The sequence below is a fragment of the Sphingobacterium sp. IITKGP-BTPF85 genome (assembly GCF_001006065.1).
In the GTDB taxonomy this organism is placed as follows: domain Bacteria; phylum Bacteroidota; class Bacteroidia; order Sphingobacteriales; family Sphingobacteriaceae; genus Sphingobacterium; species Sphingobacterium anhuiense.
This window is the reverse complement of record NZ_ASZT02000099.1, coordinates 1-19,679: the sequence shown is the minus strand read 5'-3', so window position 1 is coordinate 19,679 and position 19,679 is coordinate 1. Positions and strand designations below refer to the sequence as shown.

Here is a 19,679-nt window from a genome sequence, read left to right as displayed (position 1 = left end):
AAAGCCGTGATCTCAATTGATCACGGCTTTTTTACTGCATCATTTTTAGCTATTACTGCCAAATCTTAACCTGTTCAAATAAACCATATCCTTCTTGATTATTGGTTGCAATCTGATATAGTCCTACGCGTAGTTTTTGTCCTCTCCAATCGGAGCGCAGAAATGGGGTATTGGGAAGATCAATCCAGGTAATACCATCCTGAGAACTGCGAAGAAAGAAATAATCATCTATTTTTTGTATTTGGATATAAGGAAAAAATTGTAACCCTGTCCCATTATTTCCTTCTTGATGAGTTTGATAGCCTATACTTCGCGCTAAATTACCCAAATTCCAGCCCGTTAATACCGTATTATTGATATAAGAATTAAATTGTTCGCCTGCCTGTATCATGATACCAGCTTCACTGGAAGTGCGGCTTTTTTCGGCTAGTCCAGCGACATCTTTTACATGAACTTGAATGGTGAAATCTCCTTCCAATTCTCTATATACAAATGGAGGTAATAGTTTTGCATCGCCCCATTTAGTATGCTTAGAGCCTAACGTCCATTGTCCGTCAACTCCACTGATGCGAACTTGTGTACTATCTGGATAAGTACCGACTTGACAACCATCCCAATAGGGAATTTCTTTTTGTCCCAAATCAAATGTTTGGGTAACAGATGGAGCAATCAACAGCGGTTTGGACTTCGGGATATCAACCACTAATGCTTTACTCACATTTCCGAACTCATCTTTGCAAAAATTGAAATAGTCTTGCCCACATGTGCGCGATCGAATAAATGATAAGGTTCTTGAATCCAACCCGTATCGTATTGACCTGTAGAAAATAGATACAACAAGTCAGACCGATCTCCACGGATCTGTACAAATATATTGTTATCATTGATCCAATACGGATTAACCGCAGTAACCGGTACATAATTATTCAGATCAGCGGCACTTTTAGCTTTCCATGTCTGATAGTTTTCGTGCATCTGATCTAACGAAAATTTTTCAGGATAAGCATTGAAAAAATGAACAGCATGTTTCAATTCAAGTTGATCATTTTTTATGCGCAACAGTCTATTCATCTGTTTCACCTGATCTTGTTTTCCATTTTTATAAAATAACGTTTTTCCCTGATCGCATATTGCCAAACCGTGATTCCAAGCTTGACCATCAAACCAGTCAAAAGCTAAGGTATAGGATGGTTGAACAATAATACTAGACAATGCAGAATCTTTCAATTCACCCATTTAAGGGCAGTACGATTGCCTTGTAAGAGCACTTCTCCATAAACTACAATGTCATGATGTTGACTGGATCCCTGATTTCTTACTTTGTTGATTTTACCGATAGCAAGATCATCTGTCTGTATTGCGAAAAACATATTTTCAGCATGATAAAAAGTCTCCTTTTCCTTTATTAATGTAGCAGAGAGATCCACATTAGCTACCTTAAAATCTGCCAGATAACCTGAAAAATGCTGATCCAAAAGATCCGATGCGCCTACCACAAAATAATCTGCAGGATTAACAAATAACATTCTGTTTTCTTCTCGTTGCAACTGTCCGTCCACATAAATACGTTCCATATAACCATCAAATGAAATTATGATATGGTGCCAATGATCTGCTAGCGGTAGCGTCTTAAAACCCATATCAGGCCAGGCACCATGGATAACAGCTCCGCGCTGCGCATCTGTTCCATAACCGAATATTGCTTTGCTAATATCTTGATTGCCTTTAGACCACGCTACGACGTTTTCAAATCGATCTATGTTAGGATTGTTTATCCACATAGATACGGTGTAAGGACTATTACCGGCTAGCGATTGAGGAACTGTAAATGTCGAACGAAGTGAAGCTGAACCATTTAAGAAAAAGGCTTTCTTCCCTTGGTAATTCTTGACATAAACGGGTTTTTCACTATCTAAACTTCCTTTTAACAAGCCCTTGTTTTGGATCGTTGTGATGCGCTCACCTTCACGATAATCCAACGCATCTAAATGGATTAAAGAACCAAAAGTCTTCTCATTAGGAGCCATATTTTGCGGGGCTGACCATACCGTTTCTTCCATGAGAGGCTTATCATAAACTTTAATATTCCATACTCCACGAGGCAAACCCGCTAATTGTGTATTCAATATATGGAGACGGACATATCGTGCCGCTACATTTCCATGCGACAATACTGGACTTGCCCAACGGTTATTGTTAGACTGATCATCATACGGTGTCCAATTTTTAGCATCTGTTGAAGTTTCTATCCGGTATTGGTAAGCATAAGTAGGATATTCGAATTGAATGGCAACAGTCTGTACATCTGTTATTTTTTCCAGGTCGATCATGAGCCAGGCGGTTGATGATTGTCTTTTGCTCTCCATAAAGTTCCGTTATTGTCATCAACCAAAAAGGACGCCCTAAAATCTTCATTATAAAAAGAAGAGACCACCACAGGCTTTCCAAACGCTCGATCCTCCGGATAAGATTTTTGTTTGATGAGATCAGCAATTCCTTCATGCGTAGGAACGACTTTTTGTATATCCCCCTCAGGTGTAAAAAAAAGCTCATCTACTGCAATTTGCCTATGAAAACCACCACCTGAATGCGGATTGTTATGCCTGTGATACACGATGTAATATCTACCTCCTTCTTCCAGCACACTATGGTGCCCAGGACCATGTATTGTACCATCATCATTTGTTACCAATATGGGATTATCGGCCGGATATTCAAATGGTCCCATCGGTCCTACCGTACTTTTTACATATTGGACGCGGTAAGTATGATCTTCGCAATGACCAGATGAATACATCATATAATATATACCATTGCGTTCAAACATAAATGGAGCTTCAAAAAAGTCTTTTGCCACTGTGTTGGGGATCAACTCAATTTTTTCAAAGCTCTTCATGTCTTGCCCCATTAAGCCTACAGCGCAGCCATGGTCTGGATAAATACCCCAAGTACCCCAATACATATAAATTTTTCCGTCCCGATCCGTAAATGTTTGACCATCCAAGGTAATCACTCCAGGAATCATATAATTGGGTATAATAGATTTACCGTTATCAACCAAAGATGTCCAAGGCCCAACAGGTGTATCTGATACCGCACCGAATATCTCAACAGGCTGACTATAATACAGATAATACCTTCCGTCATATCCTTTTGTCATATCGGGAGCCCAATACCAATGCGTATTAGGCCAGTTCATGGGTTGTATAGTCCAATTCTTAAAATCTGTGGAGGTCCATGCCTGCGATGGACCAGCGCCCCACCCATTCCCATCAGTTGTAGCGTAAATATAGTAGGTGTCGCCTATTTTTTTGATTGTAGGATCAGCAAAATACCCTGGCAATAATGGGTTCATAGCATGAGGTGCTTCATACTTTTTTAATGACTGAGCAGATCCAGCTCCCATGATAAGGGAGAAAAAAGCTGAAAACAAAATTTTTTTCATAGTCTGTATGTATAATAAAGGGGTACATCGTCAAGCAAAGTACCCCTCAGATTTTTTAGCATAATTTGCACTTATTTCAACGTAACATCCAAATAAACAGAGTGTCGTCCGTAGGTATCATAGAATGGTTTAAAATCAACTCCATCAATCTTGAACGCTAAACGCTGCGGATCTCCCGTTATTGATTTGCTGATATCCTTTGCATCCAAAGACACTTTACGCCAATCTTTTCTCGCTTCCGGTTCTTGAGCCGCCAACAAGATAGGTCCATAAAATAAACTGGCAATATTCTGTTGATCCATGACCGGATCTAAATAAAATTGGAAAGGCATTTTCAGCGTAATGCGATCACCATTCTTCCAATGGCGACTCAATTTCAAGTAAGAACCTGGCTTTGCCTGTACTTTTTGATCTTTACCGTTAATAGTCACATAAAATCCTTTGGTTGCCCAGCTCGGCACACGGATATGAAGATCAAATTTACCATTTCCATTTATGGTCAGCTCGGTCTCGTCTTGTTTTGGAAAGCTGGTCTTCTGTTCCACAGTCACCTTACGTTCAGTCCAGTCCAAAGTAGAAGGAATAAATAGATTGACATATAAAGCTTGATCATCCTTGCTTTTAAAATAAATACTATTCTGCAATTTGGTACTACTTTCTATTGCGGTACCATTACAACACGTAAAGCCTGTCATATTGGGGTTTCCAAATTGCTTTATTGCTCCTGGTCTCAGTGGCACATGGTACGTATTCGCTGGAGTATTTTCAGCAACAGAAGCTAAAATATGGTTATACAATCCACGTTCATAGTAATCCATATATTCAGCACGTTGATCAAAAAGAAACAGGTTGCTCGTTAATTTAAGCATATTATAAGTCGCACAAGTTTCATTCTGTCCACCTTCAGAAAAACCATTTTCATATAACGTCGCCGGTTCTGCTGTAAAAACTTCAGCATTAGCCGGATTGCGTGCACCCGCAACCCCACCTATGCTGTACATGTAGTCATTGACAGCTTTATACCAGAAATTGTCTGCTACGCGGTAATATTCAGGTAGGTTTGAAACTTGGTATAGCTCGATACTCCCCACAATTTGTGGAATATGTTGATTGGCATGCAACCCCCGAAAAGTATCGACATTCTTCGCCAATCCATGTGCATGCTGCGCATTGCCAAAGAACATATCGATATTGTCAAACAATTGAGCAGTTTTCAAATAGTGTTCCTTATTGGTGATGCGGTAGAGATGCGCCATTGTCTCATTCATTCCTCCAAATTCACCTGCAATGTAAGTATTCCATACCTTTATCAGGGTCTCCTTAGGCAATTGACTAAGACGCGCATGCACCCAGTCTGCCATTCCTGTTGCCACTTGAAGCGCCTTTTCATTGCCGCCTACCTCATAAATATCAATTAAGCCGGCCAAAATTTTATGTAAGGTATAATAGGGAGCCCAAACTTGCGTTTTCTGTCCCCCATATTTCGCACCCTTTTCCAACATAATAAATTGATCGGGTGGATAGGCGCTAATATAACCTACACCCCAATTCCAATAATCCGTACGGATACCTTCTTGACTCAGATCAGAGTCATAGGTTGATTTGCCTAGACCGTAAGGTACAGCAGTCGGATCAGCTATAGCCACGGCATCTGCTTGTTGTGGTTTGCCCGACAATTGTGCCAGTTCGTATAGGCTATTGACCATATACGTCATTTTCTCTGCAAAGTTAGCGTGCAAAGTTTTATCATATCCAGTACTCGCATAGGCCTGTGCAATCGCAGTCAAATAATGACCCGTAGCATGGCCTCTGAGTTTGGTATCCTGACTATCCCAGACCCCTAAAGGTTTAGCACCTTCAGGCTGTCGTTTCCCAAATGCATCACGAAACATATAGAGAAAAGAGTTGGGATCAGTCGTCGCTAATGTGTTGATAAATTTATCCCGATTTTCAATGAATTTCGTTTCTTGATTTTGCGCATCAGCTTGCAAGGAAACCTGATTAAGATCAAAAACTTCCAGCTTTAAGCTTGGTGCAGCATTGGTCTTGCTTGACTTTACAGTCACGATTGCTTTAGGTTGTAAATCTGTTCCCGGAACTCGTCCTGTAATGGTATAACGTCCAGCTTCCAAGACGGTACTGTTATCATTTGGCGAAGGCCACAATACCCGTACTTTAGGACCAACCATCTCCTCTTTATATGTTCCCTGTATATAACTTGGTAAACGTGGTAAATCTCCTAATGCGGTTTCCACCTGTATATCTGGCACAGCAACTAAGTAAGCATTATAGAGTTGTGCTTGGGTCAATGGAAACTCCGGTAGGTTATCCTCCACTTTCGTCACATTTACGTCGCGATTACTTACTCCACGTTGTGAATTGGTATAAATTCCAGTAAGCTGATTTTTACTCAGCGGAACACGATAGATCCGAAAATCATGCAACATGCCATCCAATGACGGAGATCCTGTCAAAAATGATTTTCCGATATACAATTTGTTCTTATCTCCAGAAGATCCAAAAACTTCGGTCAACTCACGCGGTATCTGCTTAGATTCCCCAACAAGCACAGCATCCACATAAGTCTTCATCGTTTTAGCCGGAATATCCACCACGATCGTCAGGTAAACCCACTTGTTCAATACTAATGCTGGAGAAACCGCTCCTTTTTGATTATTTTTCCCTGCTGTTATTAAACTTTGGAAACCATCTTGAATGGTCGTGCCAAAAGGAGCTGCAAAGAAATGTTTATGCACATCCTTTCCAAAGTCAAAAAAGACTTGATTTTTTTATCCGAACGCAAATAAACCCAACCTGAGATACTTAACGACTCCATATCGGTCAATGCATCAGCAGGGATCTGTATAAAATCATTACTTTCTCCCGTCAACGACAATACTTTTCCAAACCGCTTATCGTTGATAAATGCAGCATTCCGTCCAGCTGTGGCATGCAGATTATTTCGAGACCAATCTTTCAAATCTCCATTAAATACATATCGTGCGATCATTCCAGTTTCGCCGATTCCATCCAATATCTGATCCCCATTTTGAGCCTGCACTGGGCTGAACCCTTTCGTTAGGATCGTAGCAACGAGGATAACACGTAAAAAAAGTGTAACTTTTCATGTCTAAATCATTCCTTTATGAGCTCGCAAGCTCGGTTTAAGTTATAAAGGCGATGAAGCTTCAAATTATTTCCTGAGCTCACAAGCTCAATTTTCATTCTGTCTATGTTCAACAACATGCAAGCAACCGTTAAATCTATCTATAATCACAAAAATTAATTTTTCGATCTTATCTATGTGCATGCCTGTCTATGCCAATCGTTTTACGATCGGCATAATGATAAGATACTCCTGTTTTGGTTTAAAACAATTATCAGTCAGCGCACTTTCGCTAATAAGCCGTCCATGCTGGAGGTTCTACTCCAAGCAAGTGTTTCACGAAATAATCGCGACGTTTCTTTTCTCCAAAATCACCACCAGAAGCATGCCCCATTCCCGGAACCATAATGAAGTCGTGGTCTTTACCATGTTTAATCAACTGATTAACGAACTGATAAGTCGATGCAGGATCCACATTATCGTCTAACTCACCCACGATCAATAGCAACTTTCCTTCTAATTTATATGCATTTTCGATATTAGAGCAAGCTGCATATTCAGGTCCGATCGGCCAGCCCATCCATTGTTCATTCCACCATATTTTATCCATACGATTATCATGGCATCCACAAGATGAAACCCCTACCTTATAAAATTCAGGATGAAACAAGAGTGCTCCAGCAGAAGACTGACCTCCAGCAGAAGTACCATAAATACCGACTTTTTCAATATTCATATAGGGATATTTAAGCGCGGCAGCCTTCATCCAGGCAATACGATCAGGAAAACCAGCATCTTTTAAATTTTTCCATGCCACATCTTGAAATGCCTTCGAACGATTGGATGTTCCCATTCCGTCGATCTGCACCACAATAAATCCCAATTCCGCAAGTTCAGTAAGTCCTGAAGGATTAGCGGAAAATGACTTGGGTACAAAAGAACTATGCGGACCAGCATAGATATATTCGATCACTGGATATTTTTTGTTGGGATCAAAATTTCTAGGACGAACAATAATGCCCCAAATATCGGTTTTACCATCTCTAGCCAGAGACTTAAACACTTCAGGTTTGCGCCATCCCGTGGCTTCCAGATCCGAAATATCAGCTTGTTCCAAATCCATGACGATCTGCCCATCTACAGCGCGTCGTAAGACTGTCTTTGGCGCTTGATCAACACGAGAGTAGAGATCCACAAATAAGGTTTGATCGTTATTGAATGTTGCTTGGTGATTTGCCGGTTCCGAGGTGAGTTCTTTCATGCCCTTACCGTCAAGGCCAATCGAATAGTAACGGATTAAATAGGGATCCGATCCCTTATCCATACCACTCGCCTCAAAAATAATTTTTTGCTATCCTCATTGACGTTAACGACTTTACGCACCACCCAGTTTCCTCTGGTAATCTGATGTTTCAATGCTCCAGTTCTGGCATCGAACAGATACAGATGATTCCACCCATCGCGTTCAGAAGCCCAAATGATGTCATCTGTTTTTTTAAGATCATTCCGATATTTCTTTCCACTATAATCAATAAATGTTGCGGTGCGCTCCGAAATAATGACTTTTGTTTTTCCGTCCACAGCATTCAATTCCAGCACGTCATACCGTTGATGACCACGTTGGTTATATTCAAATGTGATTCCAGTATTATCCGCCTTCCATACCAGTGCAGACAATGAAAATTGATTGGCGACCTGGGCAGGATCTACAGTTATCACCCGACCATCCATCACATCAATAATAGTTGGATAATATTGTGACAAAGCATCTCCAGGTTTATTATAATCTCTGGTTTGTAATTTAGGTTGTAATTGATCCACTGGAGAAGACTCCAATAAAGTCAACTGTCTAATTTCAGCCTTTCGTACTTTTGAAGCAGCCAATTTCTTTGAATCATTGGACCATTGGATACGGGCACTATAATACTCACCGGGGCTTCCATCAAAGGTCAACTGTCGCTCACTTTTTGAATCCCCTTTTTTGCTGATGTATACATTACTATTTTTAATATAAGCAGTATAGGCCTTATCGGGTGAGTCTACAGATTCCCCCTTACTATCATCCCATCGTGCTCCCCAATATCCGTCCGATCTCCGATCAGCACCTGCTGTAGGAACATCCCGCAACTTGCTCAGTTTATTTTCCTGGGCATTCCACTTCCAGACCACTTTTTCTTCTGTAAACTCCACTTCGTTGGCCGTCAGCACTTTCAGATCTCGTCCCCACAATACACCTAATTTCACTTCTTTATCCAACTGATCGGATAGCTGCTTTTCAATCGCAGCAACATCGGTATCTATTTTTTTCTTGTTCAGCGCATCGACCAGATATAAGCTCCTCTTTCCGTCTTTCTGGGTCACCCGATAAGAAAAACTATCTCCTTTTTCAGACCAAATAATCTGCTGTGGAACCTGATACACCTTGCCAAATGAACTCCTGATCTCTTTGGCACGTTTATAATCGTCCAATGTGCCCTGTGCCATTGTCGTAAGTTGCAATAGCAGCACTAAAACAGCGGTTAATGTTAACTTCATATGTGTTATTTTTTTATATCTTATAGATGATGCCTTTATCCATAAACAGGCATGATGAAAATAAGTAAGATTAAGTCTTCGCTTCCTTTTGTTTCACAACATAGTATAATGGGATACCCAAAAGCGTGATGATAATACCTGGCCAAGTAAATTGCGGTTTATAGATCACCAACAAAATAATAAACGAGATCCCCATCAAAATATAGATCGCTGGTATAAAAGGATATCCAAAGGCTTTATAAGGTCTCGGTACATCGGGGCGCTTATATCTTAGCCAAAAGATGCCGATGATGCACAACACATAAAAGATGACAACTACACAGGTAATCATATCCAACAAATCGCCATACTTACCTGTTAAACACCATATAGAAGCAATCACCGCCTGCAACCACAAAGCGTAAGCCGGTACTGCATTCTTATTTAGGGTTCCTGTTTTCTTAAAAAACAAACCATCCTTAGCCATGGAATAATAGATCCTTGCACCAGCCAAGATCAGTCCATTGTTACATCCAAAAGTGCTGACCATAATCATAATCGCCAAGATGGCTATACCAACAGGACCAAAAATTTCTTGCGCCACAAGCATGGCCACACGATCTTTAGGCGCACTGGCCATCTCCTCGATCGTCAATACACCCGTATACATCAAATTTGTCAAAATATAGATCACGGTCACAATGAGAGTCCCCAGTGCTAAACTCAGCCCAATGTTGCGTTGCGGATTCTTGATCTCGCCTGCTACAGCAGAAGATGAATGCCAGGAATCGCTGCTGAACAACGCCCCTACCAAAGCAGCAGATATGGCACCAAATGCACCAAAAGTGGCATAATCTGCCGTCGATCCATCCACATTTAATCGCTGTAGATTCCACATATTCTCCGAAGACCAGTTTTGATTCCACACCTCCAGATCGAAAGCCGCAAAACCAAAAATAACCAATAAAACCAAGCTTAATATTTTGATCAAGGTAAGTATGGTCTGTACCATTTTGCCATTCTTTACACCCCCTGTATTAATAAAGGTCAGCAGCAAAATAACAGCGATAGCCAGCACTTGAGCAGATGAAATATGATAGTTCCCCATCACCAGCAAATAAACATCTTCATCTAGTACCGGAAACAAATAAGCTGTAAACTTGGAGAAAGCAACCCCCACAGCTGCAATCGTAGCCGTCTGAATAACGGCAAAAAAAGTCCAACCGAACGTAAAACTAACCACCGGCCCATAAGCTTCTTTGAGATAAACATACTGACCACCAGCTTTCGGAAACATGGCACTGAGCTCGCCATAACTCAAAGCTGCGGCTAAAGTCATAAATCCGCAGATCAGCCACACCACCATCAGCCAGCCAGCAGACCCCGTATTTCGGGCGATATCTGACGATACAATAAAGATACCCGAACCAATCATACTTCCGGCAACGAGCATCGTTGCATCCAATAAACCTAGGGACTTTTTGAAATCTTGACTATTTTCTTGACTGCTCATAGATTGAGGATTGAATTGCGCTTATTTAAAATTATAAAATTTCCATTTTGCTTGATGGTTAGGTTCAAGCTTTTGATTTGTCAATATCGCCCTGACCATCTCCATAGGTAAGTAATTCTCCTTAATGACCCGGTCATGAAATTCGGTATAGGACATTTTCCCCGATCCGACCAATTCATCACTGATACTCAGTAACTGCAAACCACCGATCAAATAAGCCAATTGATATAAAGGATCGTAGGAACCTTCAAATGATCGCTTCACTTCACCATGCGCATTTGCAGGTTCATGACCGACCTGATTAACTAAATAATCAACACATTGCTGTGGCGTCCACTCACCTAAGTGAAATTTAATACTGAAGGTAATCCGTGCGCAACGGTGCATCCGCCAAAATAACATCCCGATACGTTCTTCCGGTGTTTTTGCAAAACCCATTCTATAGAGCAGTAATTCCCAATATAACGTCCAGCCTTCTGTCCAGAATGGTGTATTGAAATTCTGCTCACGATACGGTTTATACCTTTTATTCATAAAATACTGTAGATGATGCCCCGGATTGAGTTCGTGCTGCACCGTACCCAAAGAAAAATGTGGATTGTTACCACGCATGCTCATCATTTTCTGATCATAAGTCATGGTATTGGTCGGATAGGAAATACTGATCTCACGCCCTCCCGTAAAAAAAGGATTCACCAACTGCCGTTCAGGAGTCATCATAATCATTCCCCAGGTCTCATCCGCCAATTCAGGAATTGCAATTAGCTCGTGCTCCTTGATAAATGCTTGGGCCCGATCATACAATTCATTGATCAGACCAGGTTGTTGCCCTTCTGGCACATAGGTGTTTTTAACCTTTTCCTGCGCGGCCTTCCAGTCGTCTCCAAATCCCATCTCACGAGAAGCTTTTAATAACTCTGCCACGCACCATTCCCATTCCTGATCAGCGATACGCAACAACTCATCCGCATTATATGCAATCATTTCTTCACGTAACTTTTTGTTGAGTGCAGATTTTCCGATCGGTTGCCCACCAATATTACTGCCATCATTAAAGACTTTCCAATTGCTCTTTCCCTGCAAAGCTGTTTTATATTGAATCAGTTTTTCATTTAAACTTTCATAAGATTTAGGGACCCACCAAGTAAACATCGGGTCATATCCATTATAGAAATCGAACGCACTCTCCAAACGGACTCGCAATGACTCCACCATATTGACCAAAAAATTGACATCAGCAGATTCAATCGCGGCCGCATTTTCTAGCTTTTGAATCGATTCAGAAACCTGATCAGTCGTTTTTTCTAACACTATGGCAACATCCTTGCCGACCACAGCGGCACCGCGACGACGTTTCTGTTCAAACTGAAGAATATTTTCGGCAAAGGGTAAGTAGGCTTCAGTCGATTGTAAGAAGCTAATGTTTCTTTGAGTTCTTCCTTGTGTCGTTGCACTTTTTGGTTCAGCAAAATATAATCGACTTGACCATTTGTATTCAATTTCTTATAATCAAATCCTTTTAATTTAGCTAAATAGTCATCATCGATCTTGACCAGTCTATTGATCTGCTCGGGTGAGGCTGCCGACTGCTGAAATCCCCAATTTTTAGGCATTGGGCCATAAAAATAATTGACAGCCTGCAGATCATGGCGGTATTGTATGATATAAGGCTCAATAGGTGTTGTGTGTTGATACAAATCCATATCTTGGGCATCTGTTAGCGAAGAAGCCATACAAAGCACTCCAATGACTATAAATTTCTTTACGTTAGGGTTATTGTTGTTTTTCTTCATCATTTAGGTTTATTTTTGTCTATTGAAACCGATCTGGACTAAAGCCCTTGATATCCGTTTCTGTAGGTTTATCGGATAGTAGGGCTGTGATCGCTTTTCCGTAAGCAGGTCCCAAACTCAAACCCATCATACCACCCGCACCCGCAATGCTGACATTGCTGTATTTAGAAGTCCTGCCCAAATATGGAAGCCCATCTGGCGAACATGGTCTGTAGCCAAACCAGATATCCTGCGGATAATCGACCTTTAGATCAGGGAAATATTTAGGGATAGATTCGACGATACCTTTTACGCGATTACTGTATATCTTATCATTTGCCGGACCTAATTCCATGGTTCCACTAAAACGAATCTGATTATTCATAGGCGTCACCGCTACACGAGCTTCTAACAGCAAAGCCGCATGTACCATCTGGTTATTGTCGGTTGTATTATGCATAAAAGAATATCCCTTTCCAGGCATTAAAGGTAACTTCAAATGTAACTTCGAAGCTAATGCAGGTAGCGACGCTCCCCCAGTCACGACAATTTCATCGGCATGAAATGCTCCTTTTGAAGTAAGGATTTCAGACACCTTTTTACCTGAAAACTTGAATCCTGTTACATCTGTTTGATAGTGAACCTGGACACCATGAGCGAACAAGTAATCTGTCAATGTTTTCATCAATTTGGGAGGATACAAGATACCATCACATTTGTATAAAATACCTCCGATCGTATCCATTCGGAGATTAGGCTCTAAAGCCTGTATACCCGCTTGATCAAAAACTTCCACATCCAATCCCAAGTTTTGGGCTTTTTCTGCCAATTCAATTTCTTCATGCGCAACATGGCTAGATTTGTAGAGCATCATAATACCGTTCTGTCTTAGCTCAAAATCAAAACCCTCCTGTTGAGCCAATTCATCATATGATCGGCTACTCGCAAGGTTCAAATCACGTATAGCTGCTGCATTTCGGTTTACATGTTTTTCATTGGCATGCTTCAAAAATTTCAAACCCCAATCGATCAATGAAATTCAATGAAGGTCTGACGTAAAATGGACTTTTACTATTCAGCATCCATTTTACACCTTGTGCCACGATGCCTGGTGCTGCCAATGGTGTAAAATGACTAGGCACGATCATTCCTGCATTGCCATAGGAACAATTGTCTTGCCCATTCCCTTTCTCTAAAATTTGAACTTCCCAACCATCCTGTAAGAGGTAATAGGCAGTAGACAATCCTGCTATACCCGCCCCTATGATAGCAACTTTTCCTTTATTATGTGTTGACACTTTTTTGATATTTTAATAGTAATTACATAACCTGAAATCCTTCTTTATAGGGGTCTTCATCATCAATAATGATTTGACTATACCCCGTAATTCTTGCCCAGCCTTCTACAGAGGGAATGATGGCAGTCTGCCCCGATATGGTTGTTTCTTCTTCGATACGACCGACAAATTGCGAACCGATATAACTCTCATGAACAAACTCTTCTCCTTTTTTCAACTTCCCTTTAGCATACCATTGTGCCATGCGAGCAGAAGTTCCCGTACCACAGGGAGATCTATCCAATGCATTCTCACCTACCAACACAGCATTTCTTCCTGTAGAATTTTCTTTGGTTGGTTTCCCAGTCCATTGGATATGGCTCAGACCATAAATATTTTCATTTTCAGGATGAACAAAATCTGTCTGCTCATTAAGTAAATGGCGAATAATTTTCCCATAATGAATGAGCTGACTCGCTGAAAAATCGCTTATATCTCTAAAATTTTTCTGCGGATCAACAATGGCGTAAAAATTCCCACCATAGGCTACATCAACAATAATTTCACCCAAATCTGGCATATCACGTTAAGTCCTTCTTTATAGAGAAAAGACTTAACATTGGTCAGCTTAACCGTTTTTACCTTTGGTCCTTCTTGTACATAATCGATCAGGATTAAACCTGCTGGTGTCTCTAGACGCAGCTTACCCGGTACTTTAGGGATGACCAATCCCTCTTCAATCGCAATAGTCACAGTACCAATAGTACCATGTCCACACATCGGAAGACAGCCGCTTGTTTCAATATAAAGTACACCGGTATCATTATTTGGATCTGTTGGCGGATACAGAATACTTCCGCTCATCATATCATGACCACGGGGTTCAAACATCAATCCTTTACGAATCCAGTCATATTCTTCCATAAAATGTAGCCGACGTTCCATCATCGAATTTCCATGCAACACCGGCCCTCCTCCTGCTACCAACCTAACTGGACAACCACAGGTGTGGGAGTCAATACAAAAAAACGTTTTCTTCATCAATTGCTATACAAAAATGTCCTAAATACTTGTTGTTGTAACCACAGCACCATCTACGATCCGCGCAATACCTAATGGATTTTCATTTTTCAACTCTTCTGGCAAGAATTCATCTGGCCAGTTCTGAAAAGATAAAGGGCGTACAAAACGCTTCACCGCATCCGGTCCTACAGAGGTAAATCTTGGGTCGGTACAGGAAGGAAAAGGACCTCCATGTTGCATCGCATAGACCACTTCTACTCCAGTTGGCATTCCGTTAAATAAGATACGCCCTGCTTTATCTTTCACCACATTAAAAACATCTAGATGTTCTTGCACATCCTCCTTAGTCCCTGCAATTGTAATCGTCAATTGTCCCTTGAGCTGCTGCGCTATAGCCAGTACTTCATCATCATTTTCGGCTTCTACCAATACAGCAAAAGGACCAAATACTTCTTCACTTAATACCTGATTTTTTAAGAAATTGCTTGCTGAAGTTCTAATGATCCTGGGACGACCTTGACCTCGAGTGGATTCAACACTCGATTCGGCGATTACAGCTACCGCATGTTGGCTGCTTAATGTTATTTTATTTTTTTCAAAATGTTCATAAATACCCTCATTGAGCATTGTGCCCGGAGCAATAGTAGCTATTGCCGATGCCAACGCTTTTTTAAACCGCTCTAGAGCATCACCTTTTACAGCTATAAATACCCCAGGATTGGTACAGAACTGGCCCACACCCAAAGTCAGCGAAGCGGCATATTCTTTCGCGAGATCTTCCGCTCTATCCGTTAGGAGATGGGTAAAGGCAAATACCGGATTGATACTTCCCATCTCGGCAAATACCGGTATCGGTTCTTCCCTTTGGTTAGCGATATCAAATAGGGCTTTCCCACCCCAATACGACCCCGTAAAGCCAACCGCTTTCACAAGAGGATGAGCCGTCAGATAGGCACCTATCTTGGTATCTGTACCTTCAATATGGGCACCAAGAATATGGCTAAACACTCCTTCCGGCCACCCAAATTCTTTAATAACAGTCGCTATCGCATCGGCCATAATGGTCGATGTTTGAGAATGTCCCGAATGGCCTTTCACAATCACTGGACAGCCTGCGCCAATAGCACTCGCCGTATCACCTCCTGCCGTAGAAAAAGCAAATGGAAAATTACTGGCCCCGAATACAACAACTGGTCCTATGCCCAAATTGAATTTCCGGATATCACTTTTACCTGTTTCAGTATTTGCTAAATCGATGCGGCTTCTGTATAAATACCCATTGCCACCGCATTGGCATAACTGCGCCATTGCCCTACTGTTCGTGCCTTTTCGCCTGTAAGACGAGGCAAAGGCAATGCTGTTTCTGCATGAGCAGTCTCCAAAAGTTCCGGGCCTAACCCTTCAATTTCAGTTGCAACAGCATGCATAAATGCGGCACGCTGCGCAATCGTCGTAGATTTCAAAAATTGAAATGCTTCTGCCGCTATGCGAATACGCTCATCCAAATAAACTTGTGATTGATTCATTATTTATTTCAATTTTTATATATAAAAAACGCACCGTAGGCGAATAGTATTCACCAATCGCCCACAGTACCTTAATGCTATTTAACATGCAGATCCTAATTTAACTGAGGGCGATTAGCAATACCATCAGCAATAACTTTATTAATTCTTTCCGCTTCTTCACCCACCAACGGAAGTCTAGGTGCACGAAGATGTGGCGTACTTATTCCTTCGGCTGTTGCGGCAAGCTTAATATATTGAATAAGCTTAGGGTGGATATCCAGCTCCAATAGAGGCATAAACCAACGATAGATTTCTAATGCCTTATCGTATTCACCATTTAAAGCATAATTATACATCGCAACAGTTTCATTCGGAAAAGCATCAACTAAACCAAAAACCCATCCATCAGCACCCACTACTATTGATTCCAAAGAGATTGTATCTACACCACCTAATATCTTAAAGCGTTCACCAAATTTATTTTTCATCCGGGTTATATTTGTCAAATCTCGGGTGGATTCTTTTACCGCAACGATCGTTGGACAATCTTTCAATTCATCAAACATAGCAGTTGATACAAACACCGAATAATCAACCGGGTTATTATAAATTAATATTGGCAAATCTGTTGCATTCGCTACTGCTTTAAAATATGCGACCACTTCACGGTCATCAGCCCTATAGCGCATCGGAGGCAATAACATTAAACCGTCTGCGCCTAATTCTTTTGCTTTAACAGCAAAATTAACAGCATGTTTAGTTGTATTTTCTGCAATGTTCAATATAATAGGTACTCGGCCTGCAATAACCTGGATTGCATAAGTCAATAATTCAAATTTTTCATTCGTATCCAGAACTGCTGCATCACCCAATGATCCTGCAATGATAATACCGTGCACCCCTGCTTTAATCTGTGCTTCGGTATTCTTAGCAAACATATCAAAGTCAATCTCACCATTCTCTTTAAAGGGGGTCAATACTGCTGGGTAAACACCCTTCCAATTTAATTCAGCCATAGTTGGTTTTTACTTAATTAGTTTAATATTTTCTTTTATCAAAGAAACCAACTATAAAAGAAGTAAACTAACCGGGTTTTAATAATTACTTATTGGATATTAACATTTTCAATTACCCGTAAAGTAAATTCTTATAATTAGCAACATACATCTTGGGTGAGATTCCTAGTATATTTCGAAAAACGCGGTTAAAATTTGTAATACTATTGAACCCCGAGTCATAAGCAACGATCGAAATGCAGTCATAATCTTTTCCTCCAAGTAAACGGCAGGCTTCCCTTACCCGCAATTCATTTAAATAAGAAATGAACGTTTTGCCAGTACTTTTCTTAAAATAACGACAAAAGGCCTGCGGTGTCAGATTCGCTTTCTCTGCTATTTCATTCAAACCAATGTTGTTCTTATAATTATTTTCAAGAAAATTGCACAAGGTTGTAATCCTAAAAGATCCAACTTCTCCCAATCCATTAGATGCTATTCCCGAAAGTGGTTTAAGATTAAATGAAAGTTTATTCAAAGACTTCAACAAATAAAAAAAACTGACCAACTGTCCCAAACTATCCGAATTCTTGAGCGCTTCTATTCTTCGGCTCACTTGTGGCAAGTATATTTTAGGAACTTTAAAACCCCGGCAGTTATTGTCAATAAAATCAAGTAATGTGCTTAATTCAGGGACATTCAAAATCTTTGACAATGTTCCTTTTAAACTAAAGAAAATAGAAATAGATTGAACATACCCGTGTAATAAATCATTTTTAAACACATGTGCTTGGTTAGATCCTAAAAGGAAGATATCACCCTTTTCAAAATAATGTACATTATCATCTACTAATAATTGTCCAGCTCCCGCCTTAATCCAAATTAACTGATACTCCTCATGACAATGCAAATGAGGGTAAAACTTATCCAAAAAATCTTCCTGAATAAAAACGCTCCTATCTTTGGGAACAGGAACCCGATATTGAATTGGTTTCATAAATAGATTGGTTTATAATAAATGTCATTTATACATTAAATTTATAACTTAGTTGTTTACAAAACAAATATTTTGTTGCTTTATATCAATAACATGTTACACATTGTTAAAATCTGGTAATAAAAAAAGAACTTAATAAGTCAAATTTGTAACAGTTCACCTTATATCCTATTAAAGATTAATTAATCTCTAAACTTTGCAAATGAATTTAAAGAAAAGTTGTTATCTCCTATTTACAATATTTTACATCCAATATAGCCTTCCAGCATTAAGTCAACAGGATGAACATCCCGTATGGAAGGCAACAAAAAGTCAACCTGCTACTTTAGGCATAGACCAAGGAGCCAAAAGTTTTAATCTAAATCAGTTGAAAATTAAAGTGCTTAATACGTCACAAACTTTATCGGCTTTTCAACAGACCAATGGCGATCTTGCTTTTGATTATACGCCTATTGAAATGCTCCATAAACGTGACCGTAATAACTTTTTCCATATCGGCGATATCAACATCAGTCTTAAACGACAAGGAGAGACACAGTGGTCAAGTTATTCTTCGGCCAAAGACCGCAAGAAAGTAATCGAAATAACGCCTTCAAAAACAATTCTAGCTGCTGCTGACATTACCTCAACATTAGGAGACATTCCATTAAAAATTGTGCGAAGCTGGGAAAATGTAAACGGCGATCTGATCTTAAAGTTTCAAATCACTAATCCTACCGATCAAGCTATTGAAATCGGAGCTTTGGGCATACCGCTACCCTTCAATAACAATATGGATTGGAAAAATCTGAATCAGGCGCATGCACAAAATGTGTTTTTCGACCCCTACATTGGAAAAGATGCAGGTTATATGCAAGTGAACCATTTACATGGAAATGGCCCTAGCCTATTGGTTCTACCATATGCCAATGCAGGATTTGAGGCATACAACCCCTTAAACACTGATCCTACACCAAAAAGTATTACTTTCGAAGGTTTCCATGAATGGATGATCCATAGCAAAGCACTAGCTGAAACAGAATGGAAAGGAGTAGAACAATGGAATAAACCAACTTCGACCCTATTAAAACCAAATGAGTCTAAAACATTTGCACTCAAGTTTGTCCTGGCACCAAGTATTAAAGAAATTGAAAATACGCTCCTAAAAAATAATAGACCCGTGGCAATTGGAGCTCCTGGATATGTCGTTCCATTAGATAATCCTGTCAAGTTGTTTATCAAACATAACAAGGCCATTAAAAACATTTCTGTCTATCCAGAGGGTTCTTTAAGTATTATTAAGCAAAAAGATACACCACAAAAATGGCATCAATATGAGGTCAAAGGTCAACAATGGGGTCGTGCACGATTGACTATTACCTACCAGGATGGTATCGAACAAACCATCCAATATAAAGTGATTAAGTCAGAAAAAGATGTGGTGAATGATCTTGGAAATTTCTTAACGACCACACAGTGGTATGAAACTGATAAAGACCGTTTGGAAGATCTCCATCTGTTATCAGCTACGATTATGAAGATAAGAAATT

Annotated in this window: 18 protein-coding genes and 1 pseudogene; 1 reads left to right on the top strand and 18 read right to left on the bottom strand. The window is 40.2% G+C overall.

What is annotated here, in order from left to right; genetic code table 11:
- Positions 1 to 52: 52 nt before the first annotated feature.
- From L950_RS17410 to L950_RS17355, 18 genes and pseudogenes are all read right to left on the bottom strand, one after another.
- Entirely contained in the window at positions 53 to 718 is a 666-nt protein-coding gene (locus L950_RS17410; protein ID WP_021189527.1) for a hypothetical protein, read from the bottom strand.
- Positions 715 to 1,236 (bottom strand): hypothetical protein, encoded by a 522-nt coding sequence (locus L950_RS17405; protein WP_021189526.1) that lies wholly within the window; start codon positions 1,234 to 1,236, stop codon positions 715 to 717. The genes L950_RS17410 and L950_RS17405 overlap by 4 nt, the downstream gene beginning before the upstream one ends.
- Complete coding sequence (locus L950_RS26895; RefSeq protein ID WP_084825478.1) at positions 1,224 to 2,366, bottom strand: discoidin domain-containing protein; 1,143 nt, start codon at positions 2,364 to 2,366, stop codon at positions 1,224 to 1,226. Before L950_RS26895 ends, L950_RS17405 begins: the two co-directional genes overlap by 13 nt.
- Positions 2,327 to 3,445: a family 43 glycosylhydrolase gene (locus L950_RS26890; protein ID WP_052764452.1), complete on the bottom strand. Its 1,119-nt coding sequence runs from the start codon at positions 3,443 to 3,445 to the stop codon at positions 2,327 to 2,329. Before L950_RS26890 ends, L950_RS26895 begins: the two co-directional genes overlap by 40 nt.
- Positions 3,446 to 3,516: 71 nt before the next feature.
- Entirely contained in the window at positions 3,517 to 6,201 is a 2,685-nt protein-coding gene (locus L950_RS17395; protein ID WP_197086513.1) for a beta-L-arabinofuranosidase domain-containing protein, read from the bottom strand.
- Positions 6,138 to 6,506: a hypothetical protein gene (locus L950_RS30515; protein WP_197086512.1), complete on the bottom strand. Its 369-nt coding sequence runs from the start codon at positions 6,504 to 6,506 to the stop codon at positions 6,138 to 6,140. The genes L950_RS17395 and L950_RS30515 overlap by 64 nt, the downstream gene beginning before the upstream one ends.
- A gap of 337 nt (positions 6,507 to 6,843) precedes the next feature.
- Positions 6,844 to 7,875 carry a S9 family peptidase gene (locus tag L950_RS30510; protein WP_197086511.1) on the bottom strand — a complete coding sequence of 344 codons (1,032 nt, stop codon included), beginning with the start codon at positions 7,873 to 7,875 and terminating at the stop codon, positions 6,844 to 6,846.
- On the bottom strand, positions 7,848 to 9,086 hold the full coding sequence (locus tag L950_RS30505; protein WP_197086510.1) for a DPP IV N-terminal domain-containing protein: 1,239 nt from the start codon (positions 9,084 to 9,086) through the stop codon (positions 7,848 to 7,850). The genes L950_RS30510 and L950_RS30505 overlap by 28 nt, the downstream gene beginning before the upstream one ends.
- Before the next feature lie 70 nt (positions 9,087 to 9,156).
- Positions 9,157 to 10,578 carry an APC family permease gene (locus tag L950_RS17385; RefSeq protein WP_021189525.1) on the bottom strand — a complete coding sequence of 474 codons (1,422 nt, stop codon included), beginning with the start codon at positions 10,576 to 10,578 and terminating at the stop codon, positions 9,157 to 9,159.
- Between the two features lie 21 nt (positions 10,579 to 10,599).
- Positions 10,600 to 11,913, bottom strand: a complete 1,314-nt coding sequence (locus tag L950_RS17380) for a DUF885 family protein (RefSeq protein ID WP_197086509.1) — start codon at positions 11,911 to 11,913, stop codon at positions 10,600 to 10,602.
- Positions 11,889 to 12,374 carry a hypothetical protein gene (locus L950_RS30500; protein ID WP_197086508.1) on the bottom strand — a complete coding sequence of 162 codons (486 nt, stop codon included), beginning with the start codon at positions 12,372 to 12,374 and terminating at the stop codon, positions 11,889 to 11,891. The genes L950_RS17380 and L950_RS30500 overlap by 25 nt, the downstream gene beginning before the upstream one ends.
- Before the next feature lie 16 nt (positions 12,375 to 12,390).
- The gene (locus L950_RS17375; protein ID WP_231577377.1) at positions 12,391 to 13,368 is read right to left on the bottom strand and encodes an NAD(P)/FAD-dependent oxidoreductase; all 978 of its coding nucleotides are present in this window, start codon (positions 13,366 to 13,368) and stop codon (positions 12,391 to 12,393) included.
- The gene (locus L950_RS33715; protein WP_231577376.1) at positions 13,343 to 13,648 is read right to left on the bottom strand and encodes an FAD-dependent oxidoreductase; all 306 of its coding nucleotides are present in this window, start codon (positions 13,646 to 13,648) and stop codon (positions 13,343 to 13,345) included. The genes L950_RS17375 and L950_RS33715 overlap by 26 nt, the downstream gene beginning before the upstream one ends.
- A 22-nt stretch (positions 13,649 to 13,670) precedes the next feature.
- Positions 13,671 to 14,668 (bottom strand): annotated as a pseudogene (locus tag L950_RS17370) (4-hydroxyproline epimerase).
- Positions 14,669 to 14,689: 21 nt separating this feature from the next.
- The gene (locus L950_RS17365) at positions 14,690 to 15,958 is read right to left on the bottom strand and encodes an aldehyde dehydrogenase (NADP(+)) (RefSeq protein WP_197086507.1); all 1,269 of its coding nucleotides are present in this window, start codon (positions 15,956 to 15,958) and stop codon (positions 14,690 to 14,692) included.
- A complete protein-coding gene (locus tag L950_RS35670) occupies positions 15,898 to 16,176 on the bottom strand; it encodes an aldehyde dehydrogenase family protein (protein ID WP_197086506.1) in 279 nt (92 codons plus the stop codon). Before L950_RS35670 ends, L950_RS17365 begins: the two co-directional genes overlap by 61 nt.
- Positions 16,177 to 16,271: 95 nt before the next feature.
- Positions 16,272 to 17,174, bottom strand: a complete 903-nt coding sequence (locus L950_RS17360) for a dihydrodipicolinate synthase family protein (RefSeq protein WP_021189524.1) — start codon at positions 17,172 to 17,174, stop codon at positions 16,272 to 16,274.
- Between the two features lie 112 nt (positions 17,175 to 17,286).
- Positions 17,287 to 18,150: an AraC family transcriptional regulator gene (locus L950_RS17355; protein WP_021189523.1), complete on the bottom strand. Its 864-nt coding sequence runs from the start codon at positions 18,148 to 18,150 to the stop codon at positions 17,287 to 17,289.
- A gap of 202 nt (positions 18,151 to 18,352) precedes the next feature.
- Here L950_RS17355 and L950_RS17350 point away from each other — a divergent pair.
- Positions 18,353 to 19,679 (top strand): DUF5695 domain-containing protein (locus L950_RS17350; RefSeq protein WP_021189522.1); only part of this gene is annotated, 1,327 nt, incomplete at its 3' end.

Bases quoted from the DNA above. Each gene is read 5' to 3' on its own strand.
- L950_RS17360 (WP_021189524.1), bottom strand. From the start codon at position 17,174: ATGGCTGAATTAAATTGGAAGGGTGTTTACCCAGCAGTATTGACCCCC.
- L950_RS26890 (WP_052764452.1), bottom strand. From the start codon at position 3,445: ATGAAAAAAATTTTGTTTTCAGCTTTTTTCTCCCTTATCATGGGAGCT.
- L950_RS26895 (WP_084825478.1), bottom strand. From the start codon at position 2,366: ATGGAGAGCAAAAGACAATCATCAACCGCCTGGCTCATGATCGACCTG.
- L950_RS30505 (WP_197086510.1), bottom strand. From the start codon at position 9,086: ATGAAGTTAACATTAACCGCTGTTTTAGTGCTGCTATTGCAACTTACG.
- L950_RS17385 (WP_021189525.1), bottom strand. From the start codon at position 10,578: ATGAGCAGTCAAGAAAATAGTCAAGATTTCAAAAAGTCCCTAGGTTTA.
- L950_RS17355 (WP_021189523.1), bottom strand. From the start codon at position 18,150: ATGAAACCAATTCAATATCGGGTTCCTGTTCCCAAAGATAGGAGCGTT.
- L950_RS30500 (WP_197086508.1), bottom strand. From the start codon at position 12,374: ATGATGAAGAAAAACAACAATAACCCTAACGTAAAGAAATTTATAGTC.
- L950_RS35670 (WP_197086506.1), bottom strand. From the start codon at position 16,176: ATGAATCAATCACAAGTTTATTTGGATGAGCGTATTCGCATAGCGGCA.
- L950_RS17405 (WP_021189526.1), bottom strand. From the start codon at position 1,236: ATGGGTGAATTGAAAGATTCTGCATTGTCTAGTATTATTGTTCAACCA.
- L950_RS30510 (WP_197086511.1), bottom strand. From the start codon at position 7,875: ATGGATAAGGGATCGGATCCCTATTTAATCCGTTACTATTCGATTGGC.
- L950_RS17365 (WP_197086507.1), bottom strand. From the start codon at position 15,958: ATGGCGCAGTTATGCCAATGCGGTGGCAATGGGTATTTATACAGAAGC.